At 39.6% G+C, this 17,693-nt stretch carries 14 protein-coding genes; 8 read left to right on the top strand and 6 right to left on the bottom strand.

The annotated features are described in order from the left end of the window. Complete coding sequence (locus EZ444_RS09405) at nucleotides 1-1,179, bottom strand: Pycsar system effector family protein (protein WP_131608476.1); 1,179 nt, start codon at nucleotides 1,177-1,179, stop codon at nucleotides 1-3. 218 nt (nucleotides 1,180-1,397) lie between these two features. Between EZ444_RS09405 and EZ444_RS09410 the strand changes: the two genes are divergently transcribed. The 7 genes from EZ444_RS09410 (at nucleotide 1,398) to EZ444_RS09440 (ending at nucleotide 9,660) form a co-directional block, all read left to right on the top strand. Beyond that, entirely contained in the window at nucleotides 1,398-3,800 is a 2,403-nt protein-coding gene (locus EZ444_RS09410; protein ID WP_131608477.1) for a heavy metal translocating P-type ATPase, read from the top strand. Continuing rightward, nucleotides 3,797-3,982: a cbb3-type cytochrome oxidase assembly protein CcoS gene (gene ccoS, locus EZ444_RS09415; protein ID WP_131608478.1), complete on the top strand. Its 186-nt coding sequence runs from the start codon at nucleotides 3,797-3,799 to the stop codon at nucleotides 3,980-3,982. The genes EZ444_RS09410 and ccoS overlap by 4 nt, the downstream gene beginning before the upstream one ends. A gap of 73 nt (nucleotides 3,983-4,055) precedes the next feature. Continuing rightward, entirely contained in the window at nucleotides 4,056-6,167 is a 2,112-nt protein-coding gene (gene ccoN / locus EZ444_RS09420; RefSeq protein ID WP_131608479.1) for a cytochrome-c oxidase, cbb3-type subunit I, read from the top strand. A gap of 184 nt (nucleotides 6,168-6,351) precedes the next feature. Beyond that, entirely contained in the window at nucleotides 6,352-7,149 is a 798-nt protein-coding gene (locus EZ444_RS09425) for a cbb3-type cytochrome c oxidase N-terminal domain-containing protein (protein WP_131608480.1), read from the top strand. A 1-nt stretch (nucleotide 7,150) separates the two neighbouring features. Then, the gene (gene ccoG, locus EZ444_RS09430; protein WP_131608481.1) at nucleotides 7,151-8,548 is read left to right on the top strand and encodes a cytochrome c oxidase accessory protein CcoG; all 1,398 of its coding nucleotides are present in this window, start codon (nucleotides 7,151-7,153) and stop codon (nucleotides 8,546-8,548) included. A 3-nt stretch (nucleotides 8,549-8,551) separates the two neighbouring features. Further along, on the top strand, nucleotides 8,552-8,977 hold the full coding sequence (locus tag EZ444_RS09435) for a FixH family protein (RefSeq protein ID WP_131608482.1): 426 nt from the start codon (nucleotides 8,552-8,554) through the stop codon (nucleotides 8,975-8,977). Further along, the gene (locus EZ444_RS09440; protein ID WP_131608483.1) at nucleotides 8,974-9,660 is read left to right on the top strand and encodes a sulfite exporter TauE/SafE family protein; all 687 of its coding nucleotides are present in this window, start codon (nucleotides 8,974-8,976) and stop codon (nucleotides 9,658-9,660) included. The genes EZ444_RS09435 and EZ444_RS09440 overlap by 4 nt, the downstream gene beginning before the upstream one ends. 107 nt (nucleotides 9,661-9,767) lie before the next feature. Here the strand turns inward: EZ444_RS09440 and hemN are convergent, their stop codons facing one another. From hemN to EZ444_RS09460, 4 genes are all read right to left on the bottom strand, one after another. Further along, nucleotides 9,768-11,132: an oxygen-independent coproporphyrinogen III oxidase gene (hemN, locus tag EZ444_RS09445; RefSeq protein ID WP_131608484.1), complete on the bottom strand. Its 1,365-nt coding sequence runs from the start codon at nucleotides 11,130-11,132 to the stop codon at nucleotides 9,768-9,770. After that, nucleotides 11,110-11,598, bottom strand: a complete 489-nt coding sequence (locus tag EZ444_RS09450; RefSeq protein WP_131608485.1) for a Rossmann-fold NAD(P)-binding domain-containing protein — start codon at nucleotides 11,596-11,598, stop codon at nucleotides 11,110-11,112. The genes hemN and EZ444_RS09450 overlap by 23 nt, the downstream gene beginning before the upstream one ends. Before the next feature lie 82 nt (nucleotides 11,599-11,680). Next, complete coding sequence (locus tag EZ444_RS09455; protein WP_131608486.1) at nucleotides 11,681-12,739, bottom strand: response regulator; 1,059 nt, start codon at nucleotides 12,737-12,739, stop codon at nucleotides 11,681-11,683. Between the two features lie 6 nt (nucleotides 12,740-12,745). Further along, nucleotides 12,746-13,930 carry a PAS domain-containing sensor histidine kinase gene (locus EZ444_RS09460; RefSeq protein ID WP_131608487.1) on the bottom strand — a complete coding sequence of 395 codons (1,185 nt, stop codon included), beginning with the start codon at nucleotides 13,928-13,930 and terminating at the stop codon, nucleotides 12,746-12,748. A gap of 134 nt (nucleotides 13,931-14,064) precedes the next feature. Between EZ444_RS09460 and EZ444_RS09465 the strand changes: the two genes are divergently transcribed. Continuing rightward, complete coding sequence (locus EZ444_RS09465; RefSeq protein WP_131608488.1) at nucleotides 14,065-15,846, top strand: hypothetical protein; 1,782 nt, start codon at nucleotides 14,065-14,067, stop codon at nucleotides 15,844-15,846. A gap of 109 nt (nucleotides 15,847-15,955) precedes the next feature. Here the strand turns inward: EZ444_RS09465 and EZ444_RS09470 are convergent, their stop codons facing one another. Beyond that, a complete protein-coding gene (locus tag EZ444_RS09470; RefSeq protein WP_165503573.1) occupies nucleotides 15,956-17,665 on the bottom strand; it encodes a trypsin-like peptidase domain-containing protein in 1,710 nt (569 codons plus the stop codon). Nucleotides 17,666-17,693 lie beyond the last annotated feature (28 nt).

The following is a 17,693-nucleotide window of genomic DNA, read 5'->3' on the forward strand; positions in this document are numbered from 1 at the left end:
TTACATTACAATTGCCGAAGCGACGATAAAGGCTAAAACAGCTGCCACAATACCGAACATAAATACATTATAAGCGACCCTTAACAGACGGTATTTGCGACCAAGTACAACTCCCTGAGAATACACATCTTTAATTAAGCTGCCATAAAGAAAATCTCTGTCATCCATCATCTTAAGCATCCCACTCTGGTAATCAGAAAGGCTCATCCGGTAAAAATTACCAAAGAACAGTAGATTCACTTTTTTGTCCTCAATATCAGCAGGTGTAAATACACCTTCCGGAATCGAAGGTCGAGTAGCCAAAATTGAAAATACCATAGTTACTACACAGACAATCAACAACAGCAGCGTTGGAATAATTAAGTGTGGGTTATCTTCCAGTTTACGCAACAGTAAACTTAAAATTACTGACAGAATAATAGAATTGGTAGAGATCATGATATGTGCTTTATTATCCGCCATATCGCTCAATCGCTGATGATTTGTAGAAGAGATCCTAAACATGGTTTCAACTCCACGCTTCGGTTCTTCACCCTTTTTCGTTTTTCCTGTTGTTGAAACTGCTGTTGTCCCGCCTTCTGCTGGGCTGATTAGCTTGTTTTCCATTTCGGCAAGGTTCTGTGCTTTTTTATCGTTTAGTAATTGTTGACAAAAATCGGTATGATAATGATGGGCTTTAAAAAGTGCTATGGTTTTAATTCTCCAATCATTTTTATCGATCTCTTTATTGCAAAATGCGGCAACTTCCTTGCGCATGAGCTTATTTCTTTCCTTAAAACTGTCGCTCCCCAAATGAAAAAGATCTGCGTCACAAACAATCTGTTGCAACAAGCCAACAGGACTTTGAGGCATTTTTGTAGCCATAATACAACCACCAACTAAAGCAATCGTGTCTTTATCTACCTCTTTTTCTGCTAAAAATTGGGCAGCAATACTTTCACCCCGGACCTCGTGTTGAGTACAATCAAACAGATAGCCCATATCATGGAACCAACTGGCTGCCATCACGATAAAAAAGTCCCGATCAGACAATTGATAATGATTGGCAATTCTAACCGCATTCTCTACGACTTGTTCTGTATGATGTAAATTGTGATAAACAAAGCGCTCGTCCTTATGCGCTTGAAATAAGCTTGCAACATGGGTACGAAGCTGATCTAATATTTCCCGGTACTGCATCTCTTATATTTTTACATTAAAAATTGCCATGATCACTATGTTCTATTCAACGTATAAATATGAGGTTTTTAATTTTTAAATACTCCCAAAAGATGTAAAAACAAAACAATGTACAACGCTGTTACTAAAAACAATGATTAATATCATATTTAGCCATGACGCTCATCATAGTAAAAATTGACGACTAAGCTGAACTTTGATGAAAATTGATTTGATCTATGTTACAGCAAAAAACGCTCAAAACAAAAACGTACTGCTACCATTGTGGAGATGATCTTCCCCAAAACCTGTATTTTTATGATGACAAACAGTTCTGCTGTTTAGGGTGTAAAGGTGTTTATCAAATCCTATCTGATCACAACCTGGATAGCTATTATGCTTATAATGACATACCAGGCCAATCCCAAAAAGTCCAATCAAAGCACTTTGAGTACCTGGATGAGCCGGAAATCGCAGCTAAGCTGGTGGACTATAAGGATGAAAAAATCACCACCATTACTTTATACATTCCGGCTATTCATTGCAGTTCTTGTTTATGGCTACTCGAAAATCTACATAAAATAAACTCCGGCGTTGCTCAATCAAGAATAGATTTCTTAAAGAAGCAGGTAGCCATCACGTTTAAAAATGAACAAACTTCTTTGCGGTCAGTCGTGGAAACACTAGTTTCCGTCGGTTATGAGCCATTAATAAGTTCGCAGGATGTGGTAAAAAAACAGCAAGCTGATTTTTCAGAACGGTCGCTGGTCGCTAAAATAGCTGTTGCCGGCTTTTGCTTTGGAAATGTAATGCTACTCAGCTTTCCAGAATACTTTGGCTTGTCGGATCTGGAACAACAATTCAAATCGTTTTTTGGCTGGTTAAATCTGGCATTTGCCATACCTGTAGTATTCTACTGTGGCAAAGATTATTTCAGTTCTGCTTATCAGAATCTAAAAAAAGGAGTATTAAATCTTGATTTCCCTTTGGCCTTGGGTATTGCAGTGATGTTTATCCGCTCTCTTGTTGAAATCATCAGCAACTCCGGTGCAGGTTTCGTAGATACCTTATGTGGCCTGGTCTTTTTTCTATTGATTGGGAAATGGATGCAACAACACACCTACCACCATCTTTCTTTTGAGCGAGATTACAGGTCTTACTTTCCTGTTGCGGTAACCTTGATTAACGATGGTAAGGAAAAACCTGTACCCTTAAATGAATTGAGTATTGGGAATAGAATGCTGATCAGAAGCAACGAAATCATTCCAGCAGATGCAATTCTATTGAAAGGTGAAGCCGAAATTGACTTTAGCTTTGTAACAGGCGAGTCTTTGCCTGTAAAGAAAACGTTGGGCGAAGTTGTATATGCTGGCGGTCGACAACTGTTAGGCGCAATTGAGCTTGAAGTGGTTAAACCTGTATCGCAAAGTTACCTAACTAGATTATGGAACAACGAAGCTTTTTTTGCTGATAAAAACAGGATTAAAACCTTTAGTGATACCGCAAGTAAATATTTCAGTATATTTCTATTACTCATTGCGATAGGTTCTGCTGCTTTTTGGATGCTTTACGATGGAAACATCACAAAAGCCATCGCCGCTTTTACAGCAGTACTCATTATTGCCTGTCCTTGCGCATTGGCATTAAGCACTCCCTTTACATTAGCCGCTGTATTGAGCATTTTTGACAAGAATAAGTTCTACTTAAAAAGCACTGCGGTGGTAGAAGAACTGGCCCGTATAGACACTTTTGTATTTGATAAAACCGGAACCATTACCAATCCTGAGGCTGCGGGCTTTAAGTTCGAAGGAAATATCACTGAAGAAGAAAAACAGTTACTGAGTGATCTGGCAAGAAACTCCGGCCACCCTTTAAGCCGGGAACTGGTAAAACTATTAAATATAAGCAAGGTTCATCCCGTGGATGAATATGTAGAAAAAATTGGACGAGGAATCAGCGGAAGGATTAATGGAAATGAAGTGAAATTGGGAAGTTCCGCTTTTATTGGCCTACCGCTGATCAACTCTCCAATGAACAGTAGTGTTCATGTCATGATCAATAATCAATACCTTGGATATTTTACCTTCCAGCAACAATGGCGCGAAGGATTTAAGGATCTGACTTTTAAACTGAGTAAACAGGCCGACTTACATTTGCTATCGGGCGATCAGGATCACGACAAGCAAATACTTATCCCCTTTTTCCCACGTGCGCAGCAAATGCAGTTCGCACAAACTCCACAAAACAAGCTCGACTATATCAGAAACCTTCAGAATTCTGGCAAAAAAGTGCTGATGTTTGGAGATGGGTTAAACGATGCTGGTGCATTAAGGCAAAGCAACCTTGGTGTTGCCGTAACCGATAACATCAACAACTTTTCTCCAGATTGTGATGCCATATTAGATGGTGCAGCTTTCCATAAAATCCCACAGTTTATACAACAAGCCAAAGATGCTGTAAAGGTCATACACATCAGCTTCGTCATTTCACTAATATACAATACACTGGGTTTATATTTTGCAGTGCAGGGCTTACTATCTCCACTCATTGCGGCGATATTAATGCCTATCAGTACTGTCACCATTATTTTATTCACCAGCATAGCAGCCAGGCTATATGCGCGTAAAAACAAATTGTTATGAACATGATCTACTTTCTGATAGGCTGTAGTATTTTACTGGCACTTATCTTTCTGGCCGCCTTTTTCTGGGCAAGCAAAACCGGACAACACGATGATACTTATACCCCTAGCGTGCGGATCCTTTTTGATGATGACATCATTGAAGAAAAAATGCCCGATAAAACTGATGAAGATCATATTTAACTCAAATGCCCATCATTCCTATAATACAGATACCCGGGTAATTTTACATCCACAAACCTTTCATTAATTTCACATGACAGAAAAATTCTACTACGACAATAAGATCGTCAGAAACTTTGCCATAGCCACCATAGTATGGGGTATTATAGGCATGACGGTTGGATTGCTCATTGCCATGCAACTCTTTAAGCCCGCATTAAATATGGGCTCACAGTACACTACTTTCGGACGGATCAGACCACTGCATACCAATGCCGTCATCTTCGCATTTGTAGGTAACGCCATCTTTATGGGCGTTTATTATTCATTACAGCGACTCCTTAAAGCGCGTATGTTTAGTGATGTACTGAGTAAAATACATTTCTGGGGCTGGCAGCTGATTATTGTTGCTGCTGTGATTACGCTTCCGTTAGGTTTAAGCTCCTCGCATGAGTATGCCGAACTGGAATGGCCAATTGATATTGCCATCACTGTAGTCTGGGTAGTATTTGGGATAAATATGTTTGGTACCATCATCAAACGAAGAGAAAAGCACATGTATGTAGCCATTTGGTTTTACATTGCCACCTTTGTTACTGTCGCAGTGCTGCACATTGTAAACTCTGTTCAATTGCCTATATCAGCTTTTAAAAGCTATTATCTATATGCTGGAGTTCAGGATGCACTCGTACAATGGTGGTATGGCCACAATGCTGTGGCTTTCTTCTTAACCACGCCGTACTTGGGTATGATGTACTACTTCCTACCTAAAATGGCTCAAAGGCCAATATATTCGTACAAACTAAGTATCCTGCACTTCTGGTCGCTCATATTCATTTACATCTGGGCTGGCCCTCACCATTTACTATACACCTCCCTTCCGGGCTGGGCACAATCATTAGGTGTAGCTTTCTCAATTATGTTAATTGCACCAAGTTGGGGTGGTATGATCAATGGCTTGCTTACCCTTCGCGGTGCATGGGACAAAGTTCGTGAAGATGCTACCCTCAAATTTATGGTAGTTGGCATAACGGCTTATGGTATGGCTACTTTTGAAGGTCCAATGTTAGCCTTAAAACAAATTAACGCCATTGCTCACTATACCGACTGGATCGTAGCACACGTACATGTAGGTGCACTTGGATGGAATGGTTTCCTTACATTCGGCATCTTGTACTGGTTGATTCCTAGAATCTACAGGACATCACTATACTCTAAAAAACTAGCTTCCTTCCACTTCTGGATAGGTACATTGGGTATTATCTTCTATGCGGTTCCACTTTACTTTGCAGGCTTTACACAAGGCTTGATGTGGAAAGAATTTACCGAAGAGGGTATGTTGAGATATCCTAACTTTTTGGAAACAGTAATTCAAATTCTTCCAATGTATGTATTAAGGGCAATAGGCGGTGCATTATACCTGATCGGTGTAATTGTGATGACTTATAACCTAATCAAAACTGTCGGTACAGGCAAGCTACTAGCCAATGAAGCTGCAGAGGCTATGCCACTACCAGAAGAATATGTACCAGTAGGTTCAGATAAAAAATTCCACCGTGTATTAGAGCGGAAACCAATGGTATTCCTGGTGCTTTCATTAATTGTTATCCTTATTGGTGGTGTGATTGAAATGATGCCAACTTTTACCATTAAATCTAATATCCCTACCATCAGTAGCGTAAAACCATATTCACCATTAGAATTACAAGGTCGTGATGTCTACATCAAAGAGGGCTGTGTAAACTGTCACTCTCAAATGATCCGTCCATTCCGTTCCGAAACAGAAAGATATGGTGAATACAGCAAAGCTGGTGAGTTTGTATACGATCATCCACACTTGTGGGGCTCTAAACGAACCGGACCTGATTTACAGCGTGAAGGTGGTAAGTATGGTAATATATGGCACTTTAACCATATGCTGGATCCGCAGACCATGTCGCCAGGTAGTATTATGCCTCCCTACGAATGGTTGATTACGCAAACCTTAGATACCACCACTACCCGTAGTAAAATCAATGCCATGCGTACACTTGGCGTCCCTTATCCTGAAGGCTATGAGCATAGCGCAAACCGCGATCTGGATATCCAGGCTAAAGGAATAGCTGAGGACCTGAGAAAGAACAATGTAAAAGTAAAAAGCGACAAAGAGATCATTGCATTGATTGCTTATTTACAACGACTGGGAACTGATATTAAAGCACAGTAACACATCTAACCTACAACACCATGTTTAAACAATTTTTAGATCAAGCCACAGGAAACCAAGTATACCTACTCACTTCACTTGGAATTTTCATGCTCTTTTTCATATTGGTGGCCATACTATTACTCACCATGAAAAAAGAAGAAGTTAAATATATGAGCGAACTCCCTTTAAAAGATGATGTACAATGAATGATATCTTAATCTGGGCCTTACTGTTTGTTGCAGTAACTATATTAATAGCTGCATTATTGGTTTTGAAAACACTCAAAATCTACGTCCAGCAAAGCCTAAATCCTACCTACTTCGCTACTGAAGAAGAAAGAGCAATACACCGCTTAGCACAGGAAAAACTGGAGACAGAGCAACCGGAGAAAAAGTCCTTATGGAATTGGCTATTGGGCCTTAGACCGCTTTCTGAAGAGAAAGATCTGGTTATGGAACATGAGTTTGATGGCATTGCTGAACTGGACAACCCCACGCCTGCCTGGTTTATGGTGCTCTTCTATGGGACGATAATGTTTGCGGCAGGCTATATGATCAACTACCATGTTATCGGTTGGGGCAAATCTCAAGAACAAGAGTATGCAGCAGAACTACAGCAAGCAGAAGAAGACCGCATTGCCTTGTTACAAAAGCCAGGCGGTGGTGGCGCCAACAAAATCAACGAGAACAACGTTGAAGCATCAACAGATAAAGCGGTATTACAAGCCGGAGCTGCCCTATTTAAAAACGTATGTTCACCTTGTCATGGTGAACATGCTGAAGGTGCAGTTGGACCAAACTTAACTGACGATTACTGGCTACATGGTGGAACTGTAAAAGACATCTTTAAGACCATTAAATATGGCGTTCCTGAAAAAGGGATGATTGCATGGGAGAAATCGATGAATACAAAACAGATTTCTGACATCACCAGTTACATTATGTCAATCAAAGGAAGTAACCCTCCGGGAGCTAAAGCCCCTCAGGGGAAAAAAGAATAATATGTCGCAAAGCCCGAAACATTTTAGAGACCAGATTTCAACCCTAACGGATGATGGAAAAAGCCGCAAATGGATTTATCCAAGGATAGTAAAAGGAACACTATACAAGTATCGATCTGTCCTTAGCTATTTCTTTTTAACGCTATTATTTGCAGCTCCTTTTATCAAACTAAATGGTGAGCAATTGGTACTCTTAAATGTTTTGGAAAGAAAATTTGTTTTCTTAGGAATCGTTTTCTGGCCGCAGGATTTTTATCTTTTTGTATTGGCACTACTCACTTTTATAGTGTTCGTAGTGCTATTTACGGTTGTATTTGGCAGGGTATTTTGCGGATGGGCCTGCCCACAGACCATATTTTTGGAAATGGTTTTCCGCAAAATTGAAATCTGGATTGAAGGAGACCATCTAAAAAGAAAAAAGCTGGATGATGGCCCAATGACCGGTCAAAAGATCTTTAAAAAGACGCTAAAGCATGGCATTTACCTTTGCTTATCCTTTTTCATCGCCAATATTTTCCTTGGCTACATTATTGGAACTGAAGCGCTGAGAAAGATCATCACCGAACCGGTATCCATGCACCTATCCGGATTTCTATCCATTTCCGTTTTCACATTTGTCTTTTACCTTGTGTTCTCTAAAATGCGCGAGTTGGTGTGCACCGTAGTTTGTCCATACGGGCGCCTACAAGGTGTTTTATTAGACAACCAAAGCATTATTGTTGCTTATGATTATGAACGTGGCGAACCCAGGGCAAAACGCGTTAAAGGCCAGGAAAATCTTGCGGGGGACTGCATCGATTGCAAACTATGCGTAGATGTTTGTCCTACCGGTATCGACATTCGCAATGGTACACAAATGGAATGTGTAAACTGTACAGCTTGCATTGACGCCTGCGATATGGTGATGGAAAAGATTGACCGTCCAACAAGGCTTATTGGCTTTAAATCTGAAGACGAAATCAAAACTAAACAACCTTTCCATATCAATAAACGTATTTACGGTTACGCAGTAGTCTTAGTGATGCTAATAAGCGTACTGTCTTACTTATTGATTACACGAAGCGATGTAAAAACAACCATTTTGAGAGCTAGCGGAACACTATATCAATTGAGAGATAAAGACGAAACAGTCAGCAACTTATACAACGCAGAATTGATTAATAAGACAAACAGAAATATCAAATTTGAAATTGTCCCCAACAATCCAAAAGCAAAGATACAATACATCCAAAAACCGGATTCTATTGTCTATGGCGGGGCGGCAAAACTTACTTTCTTTGTGATACTTCCACAAAATGAGATCAATACCTACAAGTCAGAAGTTGGCTTTAAACTAGTAGCAGATGGCAAAGTTGTAGACCACTTTGAAACAACATTTATTGCACCACCTAACAATTAAAAAATGAACTGGGGAACAAAACTAATAATTGGGATGCTTTGCTTTATGAGCTTTATTATTGTGCTCGCCGTATTGATGATCAATAGTAAACCAGATGCACTGGTGGATACTGACTATTACGAAAAAGGTTTAGACTATGATAAAGACTATAACCGTAAAGAGCAGGTAAAATCCGACAATGCTGCTCCTTCTATAAGAATTGCAGCTGATCATATCGTCCTACTATTTAAAAATAAAGCTGAAGGAGATATAAAACTAGTACGGAATGCTGACCAAAGAATGGACAAAAAGATTTCCATACAAACAGATTCAGCTAAGGAAGTAAGAATACCCTTAAAAGGAATAGAAAAAGGACAATGGCGATTGATCATATCCTGGACAACTGAGGGAAAGGCTTATTTAAACGAACAAGAGCTTATCATACCATGAGTGCAGAAAAGCTAGCCTTTATGATTGGACTCTTAGGGAGTGTACACTGCATTGGCATGTGTGGCCCACTTGCGTTTGCCGTTCCATCATTAAAACAAGGTTGGTTCTTTCTGGTGGCCGACAAACTGATCTATCAACTTGGGCGTATTATCGCTTATTGTCTATTGGGAATTGTGATAGGACTAATAGGCAAACAAATTTGGCTGGCTGGCTTTCAACAGGGGATCAGTATTCTAAGTGGTATTTTAATTGTGATGGCGGCCTGCTCCAGGTTGTTTAAGCTAAGCTTTTTAAACAGCAATCCATCTTTTATATTGGCCCCATTTAACCGCATGTTTAATTATGCTTTAAAGCATAAAGCCAATCACCTGATTATAGGTTTTATCAATGGCTTTTTACCTTGTGGTTTTGTGTACTTAGCCCTTGCTGCTGCATTAAACACGGAAAGCGTTCAAGGATCAGTGACTTATATGTTTTGGTTTGGGCTAGGTACCTTGCCTTTGATGTTTATTGCTACGCTTGGCCTAGGCTTTACCGGAGCGATGCTACGGAGAAAAATTAACCGTGTTGTCCCCTATCTGATGCTTTTTATTGGCGTATGGTTTATACTGAGAGGTCTAGCGCTGGATATCCCCTATTTAAGCCCTGCTAGTTCAGCAGCAGGCACAAGCATTTGTAAATAACCTAAAATCAAACTGGCCGGTCAGAGACCAGCCAATGAGATAAGGAATTTGAGAACAAAAATTTGCGGGCCTAATTTAGATTTATAAAAAGAAGTATTAAAAATTCGTTAATCAGCCAGACTGAACTGTTGTGTTTCTGATTGCTTCTCCCACAAACGCACATCTAACGTCATGCATATATTTCGAAGGAATCGTTTACCGAAAGCTGTTACCTGCAATTCATGGGCCGACATGAACACCAATCCATCCTGAGCAAGCCATCGCATCCTATTCAAGCCTTCTGCGAAAGCATCATTTTCAGCATCCAATACAGTCCAGGAAGTACGTCCTTTGCACATGATATTTAGAATATGCTTACGGATCAATAAATCCGTTTCATTTAAAATATGACCTTTAAGTAGAGGAAATTCTCCGTTGTTTACCATTTCCATATAGGTTTCTACTGTTTTTACATTTTGTGCAAATGCATTCCAGGTATCACTAATTGAGGAAACGCCTAAACCAATCATCAATTTGCTGTATTGGTGTGTGTAGCCCATAAAGTTGCGGTGAAGCGTTCCTGTCTGCTCAGCCTCGTAAAGGCTGTCAGTACTCAAAGTAAAGTGATCCATACCAATTTCCACATATCCACCTTCTTTCAGTAGTTTCCGACCTATGTTATACAGCTCTTGTTTCGATTCTGACGAAGGAAGATCAGCCTCTGTATATCTACGTTGTCCAGGTTTAATCCATGGTACATGGGCATAACTATAAAAAGCAATACGATCTGGTCTTAACTGCAACACCTCTTCTATGGTTTCGCAAAGCCCCGAACGTGTTTGGTTTGGCAGTCCGTAAATCAAATCGTAATTCACAGAATGATAACCATTTTGACGTGCCAATTGCGTAATATCATCAACCTGTTCAACGGTTTGTACCCTGTTGATGGCCAATTGAACCTTAGGATCGAAGTCCTGAATACCTAGACTTAATCTTTTAAAGCCTAATCTACTCAGTGTAAAAAGATGGGCCTCAGTTGTATTTCCTGGATGAGCTTCAAAGCTGAACTCAGCATCTTTATGCAATTGGGCATTTTCTAAGAGCCCTCTAATTAGGAAGTCCAGGTTACGCGGACTGAAAAATGTTGGGGTACCACCACCAAGATGTAATTCTTTGATCAGCGGCTTGCTTTTAAAAAGCCCCAGATAAAGCTGCCATTCTTTAAGCAAAGCATCTATATAAGGTTTTTCTACATTGTGGTTTTTAGTAATCCGAGTATTACAACCACAATAGGTACATAAATCCTCACAAAAAGGCAAGTGAACGTACAAACTAATACCTTCATCAAGATTACTTTCATTAAATGCATTAACTACTGCTTTACTCCATTTCTTGGCATCAAAACCCTCCTCGTCCCAATAAGGAACAGTTGGATAGCTCGTATAGCGTGGTGCCGCTACGTGATACTTTTCAGTCAGCGTGGTTGTGTTCATGAGAATGAGAATTGTGGTTATTTAAAGTAGAATGGTTTACTTGGTCGCAAGATCTTGAACAAACACAGGCTAAGCCCAGGCATTTTTTCTGCTGCCATTTGTCCAGATTTAAAATAGTTTCTTCAGCAAGGGCCATTGGTAATTCGGCCGCTGTAAGACCTGCTAAAGCTAATGAAGGAACATTTGCAATTCTTATCGCTCTCGCTGTTGCAGTTGTCCGATCAATATGATCAGATGAAGTAGATCGGGTTGCAATGTATTTCACTCCCATATCAGCCAGTTTATTAATTACATCGGCTGATACATCATCATCTTCAAATACAATTACAGCTTCCTTTCCTGTAGCATAACTTACAGTATCGGTACTTAGCACATTAGAAATCAGGGTAATTTCATGCTTCTTATGATTGGCGATTGCCAGGGGTTCTTTCTCAAATTTCTTTATGCTGTAAGCGACTACTTTCATTCAAATTGATTATTAATAATCAAATTTAACACTGCGATCCCTTTCAGGGAATGATTTCAGTCAGTACAAAAAATGATCTTCGTCAGTTTTTCATATGTTGTAATCGTAGCTCGTCCAATACAACGATCTGATTACCTTTCTTATCCAAAATACCTTCATCTCTAAAGTCACTCAGTATTCGGCTTACCGTTTCGGTAGCCATACCTGCCATGGCGGCAAGGTTATCTCTTGAGATTTTCAAGTTCAGCTCGGCAGCTTGCTTCTCCTGTCTGCACAATCTAACCAACACATCGGCCATACGTTTCCTAACCGAATGGTAAGCGAGTTGCAACAATTGCTCTTCTCTTTCCAACAGATTATTAGAAAGCATATGGATAAACTGCCTGGTTACATCTGGATATTTATTGAGCAATTCCTCCACCACATCCTTAGGCAACAAACATACCGTAGCATCCTCCAATGCTTCAGCGGTCTCACTGTAAGGCTCATGACTAATTAGTGAAGGGATTCCAAAATACTCATCCATCGAATAAATACCAGTCAAAAACTCTCGACCGTCCATGCTCATCTTCACCGTCTTAATCTTCCCAGCCAACACCAGGTAAATGCCTACAACATCATCGCCCTCATAATAAACAACCTGCCCTTTTTTAATATTTCTTACCTTTCGGTCAGCGATCATTTTCTCCAGTTCGGCAATACCAGACGTAGTACTAATCAGGTTACTGAGCCTATCCAACGACTGACTATAAAAAATCTCCTGCTTATCTTTCTTATTTAATCTACTTTCAATGGCATTTAATAATTCAACATCATCAAAAGGTTTAGTCAGGTAGTCATCCGCTCCCATCTCCATCCCTTTCCGCATATCAAAGCGTTCTGCCTTTGCGGTAAGAAAAATAAAAGGTGTTGCTGCAGTTTTAGGGTTTTTATTTAAAAGGTATAAAACGCCATAACCATCCAGTTCTGGCATCATAATATCGCAAAGTATCAGATCAGGAAAATGTGCAGATGCCAATTCAACGCCTACTTTTCCATTATGAGCTTGCAATACTTCATAATTTGCCAGTTCCAGTATTTCAGCAGTGCTTTCTCTAATGTCCTCGTTATCTTCTATAATCAGTATACGCGTCTTCTTCATCTATATCTATTTATTAAAAGATAGTTTAAAGGTAGTCTCTTTGTTAATCACACTTTCAAAATGGAGCGTTCCATTCATCAAAGTAGCATATCGGAGCACAATATTCAGTCCTAGCCCAGTACCCGGAATGTTTCCGGTATTGTTGGCTCTAAAAAATGGCTGAAACAAATGCTTCTGATCAGTATCAGGAATTCCTATCCCATTGTCTTTTATAGTGATGATGTATTGGTTATCATTAATCTCCGTATTAAACTCAATAAATGTATGTTCACCCGAGTATTTAATAGAATTAGAAATCAAGTTGATCATGCAATTCCTGATCAGATTCTGATCTAGCTTTGCGATACTTTCCAAGCCAGTATGCTGATAAATGATATGCTGTTCCTGCTTGGCAATCATCTGCATTTCTTCGGTTACCTCTTCAGATAGTTTTACCAAATCAAATGCCGCAAAAGTAGGCTCAACTATTCCAGCTTCCAATCGTTCCAACGAAAGGAAATCATTTAAAATGGTCGTTAAATTACCTACCGCATTTTTAATCTTGCCAACATGCTTCGTGATATTTTTATTATCATAAGGCTGGGCATATTTTTCAATTAATGAGGAAGAAAGTTGAACTGAACTTAGCGGGGTTCTAAACTCATGCGAAGCCATAGATACAAACCTGCTTTTCATTTGGTTAAGTTCCTTTTCCTTCTCTAAGGATAAACTCACTTCTTCTTTAGCCTCGCTTAAAGCTCTTACAGTTTTTCTTAAAGATTTAGTACGTTCTTCTACCAATTCTTCCAGCTCGGCAGCATACTCCCGTAAACGTTCTTCAGCTTCTTTTTCTTTAGAAAGATCATGTATAAACCCAGTGTAAATGATACGGTCATCGTACTGTACTTCACTCACCGCTAATCTAAAAGGAAACGTACTCCCATCTTTTCTTAGGCCACGAACCTCTCTACCCTTACCAATAATACGCTTTTCACCTGTAGTCTGATACCTATTTAAATAGCCATCATGCCCACTTTGATCCGGCTCAGGCATCAACATTTTAATGTTTCGGCCCTTTACATCATCCAGCGTATAACCAAAAAGTTTGAGTGCGGCAGGATTAAGGCTTTCAATATTTCCTCGTCTGTCGATAGTGATTATACCATCAATAGCCGTTTCAATAATTGCCTCTAATAACCTGACTTGCTCCATAACCTTGTTTTCACAAATATATAAATTTTATCAATCATCAACTTATCACGTAAATCATATTAAAAAGTGACTCATATCATATTTTAAGCTAAAAATAGTACGCTACTTTGTGATCTAAATCATACATAAATTTCATGAACCATACCTTTCATATTCCAGTGCTGGGCCTGGGCTATTCAATAGACACCCCTTTAAAAGTTGCTAAATATGGGATTTCTTCCGTCGTTTCTATTGTTGATGATGAACTTACCGAACGTATGCGAAAATTCCATTCGGAAAAGAACAATAAAAAATACATCCCCATTGAGAAAAAAACGGAAGATAGTCGTGCTTTAAGGATCACAGCTTACTTAAATTTACTGAACAATCTGGTTAATCAACAATTCGAAATACTAAAGCAAGGTGTTTTTGAAGCAGGAAGTGATTTAAGTAGATATTTTGACCTTTTGCCTGATACTTCTTCCCTAAAAAAAATGTTTACGTCAATGCTGGAAATGACTGATGTAGAACAGAAAAAATCAGCAGAAAACGCCCTTAAATCAGCCATCAAACCCGGTGCGATCGATGTAAATATCATGTCTAAAGTAGACAAAGCCAATTACAATACAGATGATGAATATCTTGGCGATGATTATACGGATGCCCTTGCCGCCATGCGTGGCTTTGCCAATAGCGAGGTGAATTCGGCTGTAATCATTTCTGCCGGATTAAACCCGAGGCTCTATACCTACATGGAAAAATGCGCAGCGTTTTATCCTGATCCAGCAGGCCAGATCAGCAAAAGCATCATCCTTAAAGTAAGTGATTTCCGATCAGCAACGATACAGGCTAAAATGCTGGCCAAAAAAGGATTGTGGGTCTCCGAATTCAGAGTTGAATCCGGTTTAAACTGTGGTGGACACGCTTTTGCAACCGAAGGTTTTTTATTGGGACCAATCCTGGAAGAGTTTAAAGAAAAGCGGACTGAATTATACCTGGAACTACATTCTATTTATCATGCGGCACTTACCACAAAAGGCATAAGCCCAGAAATTAATCCTGTTCAACGAATTACCGCACAAGGTGGCATTGGCACAGCCGATGAGCATCAGTTTTTAATCAATCATTATCAACTCGACGCTGCAGGTTGGGGAAGTCCGTTTTTACTGGTTCCAGAAGCTACAAATGTTGATGATGTTACCTTAAACAATCTCGTAAATGCAGAGCAGGATGATTTCTATATCAGTAACTCATCTCCGCTTGGTGTACTTTTTAATAACTTTAAAAACAGCAGCATAGAGCAGCAACGACGGGAACGAATAGAAAAAGGTAGACCAGGTAGCCCCTGTACGAAGAAATTTTTGTGTACCAATACGGAGTTTACCGCGTTACCTATTTGCACAGCATCCAGAGCATATCAGCACCAAAAGATTAAGCAACTGAAAGCGCAAGAACTTTCTGAATCTGCCTATCAGCAACAGTTTGAAGCAATTACAGAAAAAATATGTTTGTGTGAAGGTTTATGTGCTTCTGCCTACCTAAAAAATGATATGCTAAAGCCTAAAGAGAATAAAGCTGTCAGCATTTGTCCAGGCCCTAACCTCGCCTACTTTTCTGGAAAATACAGCTTAAAAGAAATGGTAAGCCATATTTACGGCCGGGTTGACCTCCTAGGCAGCATAGATCGTCCGAACCTGTTTATCAATGAATTAAATCTATACATTGATTATTTAAAGAAAGATATTTCCAACCAACTGAATGAGCTAAGTGCAAAAAAAGCAAAGTATTTTATAAAATTTAAAGAACAGCTTCTGCAAGGCATTACTTATTATCAGGAATTAATACCTGAACTAAAAAGACAAAGCAACATCGCCATCGCCGAAATGCAACAGCGACTGAAACAAGCAGAAAATAGTCTGGCAGATTGTAAAATATAAAGTTAATCCGAGTATGATCTCACGTACTTCGTGCTTCTGACAAAAAGGGTGGCTTTTTGCTAGAGACATTATTATGTGAATCATCCTCGGGTTAACTATTTCTTGTTTTTCACAAACTCTTGAGCACAAAGTCATAGATCGTTTTAGGCGATATCACTAAACAGGATGTTCTGCTGAATCTTGCGATATTTATACCATAAAACTTTCCATCCAAATCAAAAACAGGTCCACCACATTCTTCGGGTTTAAGCACAGAATCGTGTGTAAAGACGGCTTTAAAGCCATCCCTTCTTTTACTCTTCCCGCCTGCAAAATGATCTGCGGGATGGTTTCCTGTCGAGGGCATTAAAGTAAGGTTTACCAATAAACTGTAAGGGACACCATTCCTTAACCCCTGGATACTGATGGTATCACCAGGCTCATATTTCATAATCTCTGTGCCATATTCAGGTGGAAGAGATATAGAGATCCCATTAATTCCGGTAATCACGTCCTGCAACATCAATCCAGCTGCTTCCGCCGGACTCCTAGGCGCAATGCGTGTCAGCACAATTTGTTTATTTATAAAAGTAGCTGAAGCACCAAAATATCCAGAGCTAAACTTTTTATCCAAATCAAAATAGCTACTACCTAAGACACCAATTTTATTGTCTTGCCCTGGTAAAGTACTGAGCAAAAATTTCCCAAGGTCATTGAATTTGATAGATAAGCTATCAGCTAAAGATTTTAACCTGATACCCGTCTTCAGCTTTGAAGTAACATACAAAAGCACCAGATCATTTTCTTTATCCCTGGATACAACTATCGCATTAAACGTTTTTCCTGTGCCCTGATCGATAAAAATACGGTCTCCCACCAATGAACTTTTACTTACTAAAAAACTTCCAGTTTTGAATTTAGGATTGGGGACTTTAGTATTCAATGACAGAACTGTTCCATATACCTGCTGTGGTTTTCCATCTAAACTACTACTGATCTGCAAACAGCTACCATTAAAATAAAATGCCGATTTATTAAACTGTCTTTCTATATTTTCCAGTTCAGCAATTGGTCTAATTGCGGTTTTCTGTGGATCCGGTCCAAAAGTATCTTTGTTTAAAGGCAGCTCTTTATAATCCTCAGCTACATTCAGCGCAGTCCAGTATTTTCGGTACAAATCAACTGGAATCTCGTAATTAATCTTTTCATCCACATCAATGCGACTGTGGAGTGCTATAACACGTCCCAGTTCATCGAACAATGGACCGCCGGAATCCCCGGGTTCCATTGCACAAGTAGATACCATAAAGCCCCAAAAATCAGTCATCCGGCTAATGCGGCCGAATCGTACCGAAGGTAATTTCTGGCTGAGGGTTGTGGGATAGGCAATACTCACACACATAGCATTTGTCTTTATAGACGAAGACCAGCCCATTTCTGCATATGGCCATATTCCCTTATCTATTATTTTAACCAAACCCATATCAGGTCTGCCCTGACTTTCGGACGAAATCCTACCCTTTCCTTCAGCAAGTCCCCTTCTGCCATCAGGAAAATTAACCAGGTAAATTTTACCAGGTGCTATCGCATGAGCGGCGGTAAGAATATGTCCTTCAGCTGTTACTACAACTCCGGTAAACTGAGCACTATTTTGTACTTTCTTAACGGTATCAAATCCCCACAAGCGCACACATGCGGGATAAGCTTTTTTAATAACTGCAGATGTAACCGCTTCTATATCTTTCGCATCAAAGGATTGTTGTGCGTAACCTTCAAATGCAAAACAAAATAAGTATAGGAGAAACAAAGGCACTGTTCTGCCGGGACGAATTCGGTTCATTGATTGGATCATAAAAAAATGGCGTCCT

The organism is Pedobacter hiemivivus (assembly GCF_004331685.1).
Lineage (GTDB): Bacteria > Bacteroidota > Bacteroidia > Sphingobacteriales > Sphingobacteriaceae > Pedobacter > Pedobacter hiemivivus.

Coding starts and splice junctions, on each gene's coding strand:
- EZ444_RS09405 (WP_131608476.1), bottom strand. CDS start 1,179: ATGCAGTACCGGGAAATATTAGATCAGCTTCGTACCCATGTTGCAAGC.
- EZ444_RS09410 (WP_131608477.1), top strand. CDS start 1,398: ATGTTACAGCAAAAAACGCTCAAAACAAAAACGTACTGCTACCATTGT.
- ccoS (WP_131608478.1), top strand. CDS start 3,797: ATGAACATGATCTACTTTCTGATAGGCTGTAGTATTTTACTGGCACTT.
- ccoN (WP_131608479.1), top strand. CDS start 4,056: ATGACAGAAAAATTCTACTACGACAATAAGATCGTCAGAAACTTTGCC.
- EZ444_RS09425 (WP_131608480.1), top strand. CDS start 6,352: ATGAATGATATCTTAATCTGGGCCTTACTGTTTGTTGCAGTAACTATA.
- ccoG (WP_131608481.1), top strand. CDS start 7,151: ATGTCGCAAAGCCCGAAACATTTTAGAGACCAGATTTCAACCCTAACG.
- EZ444_RS09435 (WP_131608482.1), top strand. CDS start 8,552: ATGAACTGGGGAACAAAACTAATAATTGGGATGCTTTGCTTTATGAGC.
- EZ444_RS09440 (WP_131608483.1), top strand. CDS start 8,974: ATGAGTGCAGAAAAGCTAGCCTTTATGATTGGACTCTTAGGGAGTGTA.
- hemN (WP_131608484.1), bottom strand. CDS start 11,132: ATGAACACAACCACGCTGACTGAAAAGTATCACGTAGCGGCACCACGC.
- EZ444_RS09450 (WP_131608485.1), bottom strand. CDS start 11,598: ATGAAAGTAGTCGCTTACAGCATAAAGAAATTTGAGAAAGAACCCCTG.
- EZ444_RS09455 (WP_131608486.1), bottom strand. CDS start 12,739: ATGAAGAAGACGCGTATACTGATTATAGAAGATAACGAGGACATTAGA.
- EZ444_RS09460 (WP_131608487.1), bottom strand. CDS start 13,930: ATGGAGCAAGTCAGGTTATTAGAGGCAATTATTGAAACGGCTATTGAT.
- EZ444_RS09465 (WP_131608488.1), top strand. CDS start 14,065: ATGAACCATACCTTTCATATTCCAGTGCTGGGCCTGGGCTATTCAATA.
- EZ444_RS09470 (WP_165503573.1), bottom strand. CDS start 17,665: ATGAACCGAATTCGTCCCGGCAGAACAGTGCCTTTGTTTCTCCTATAC.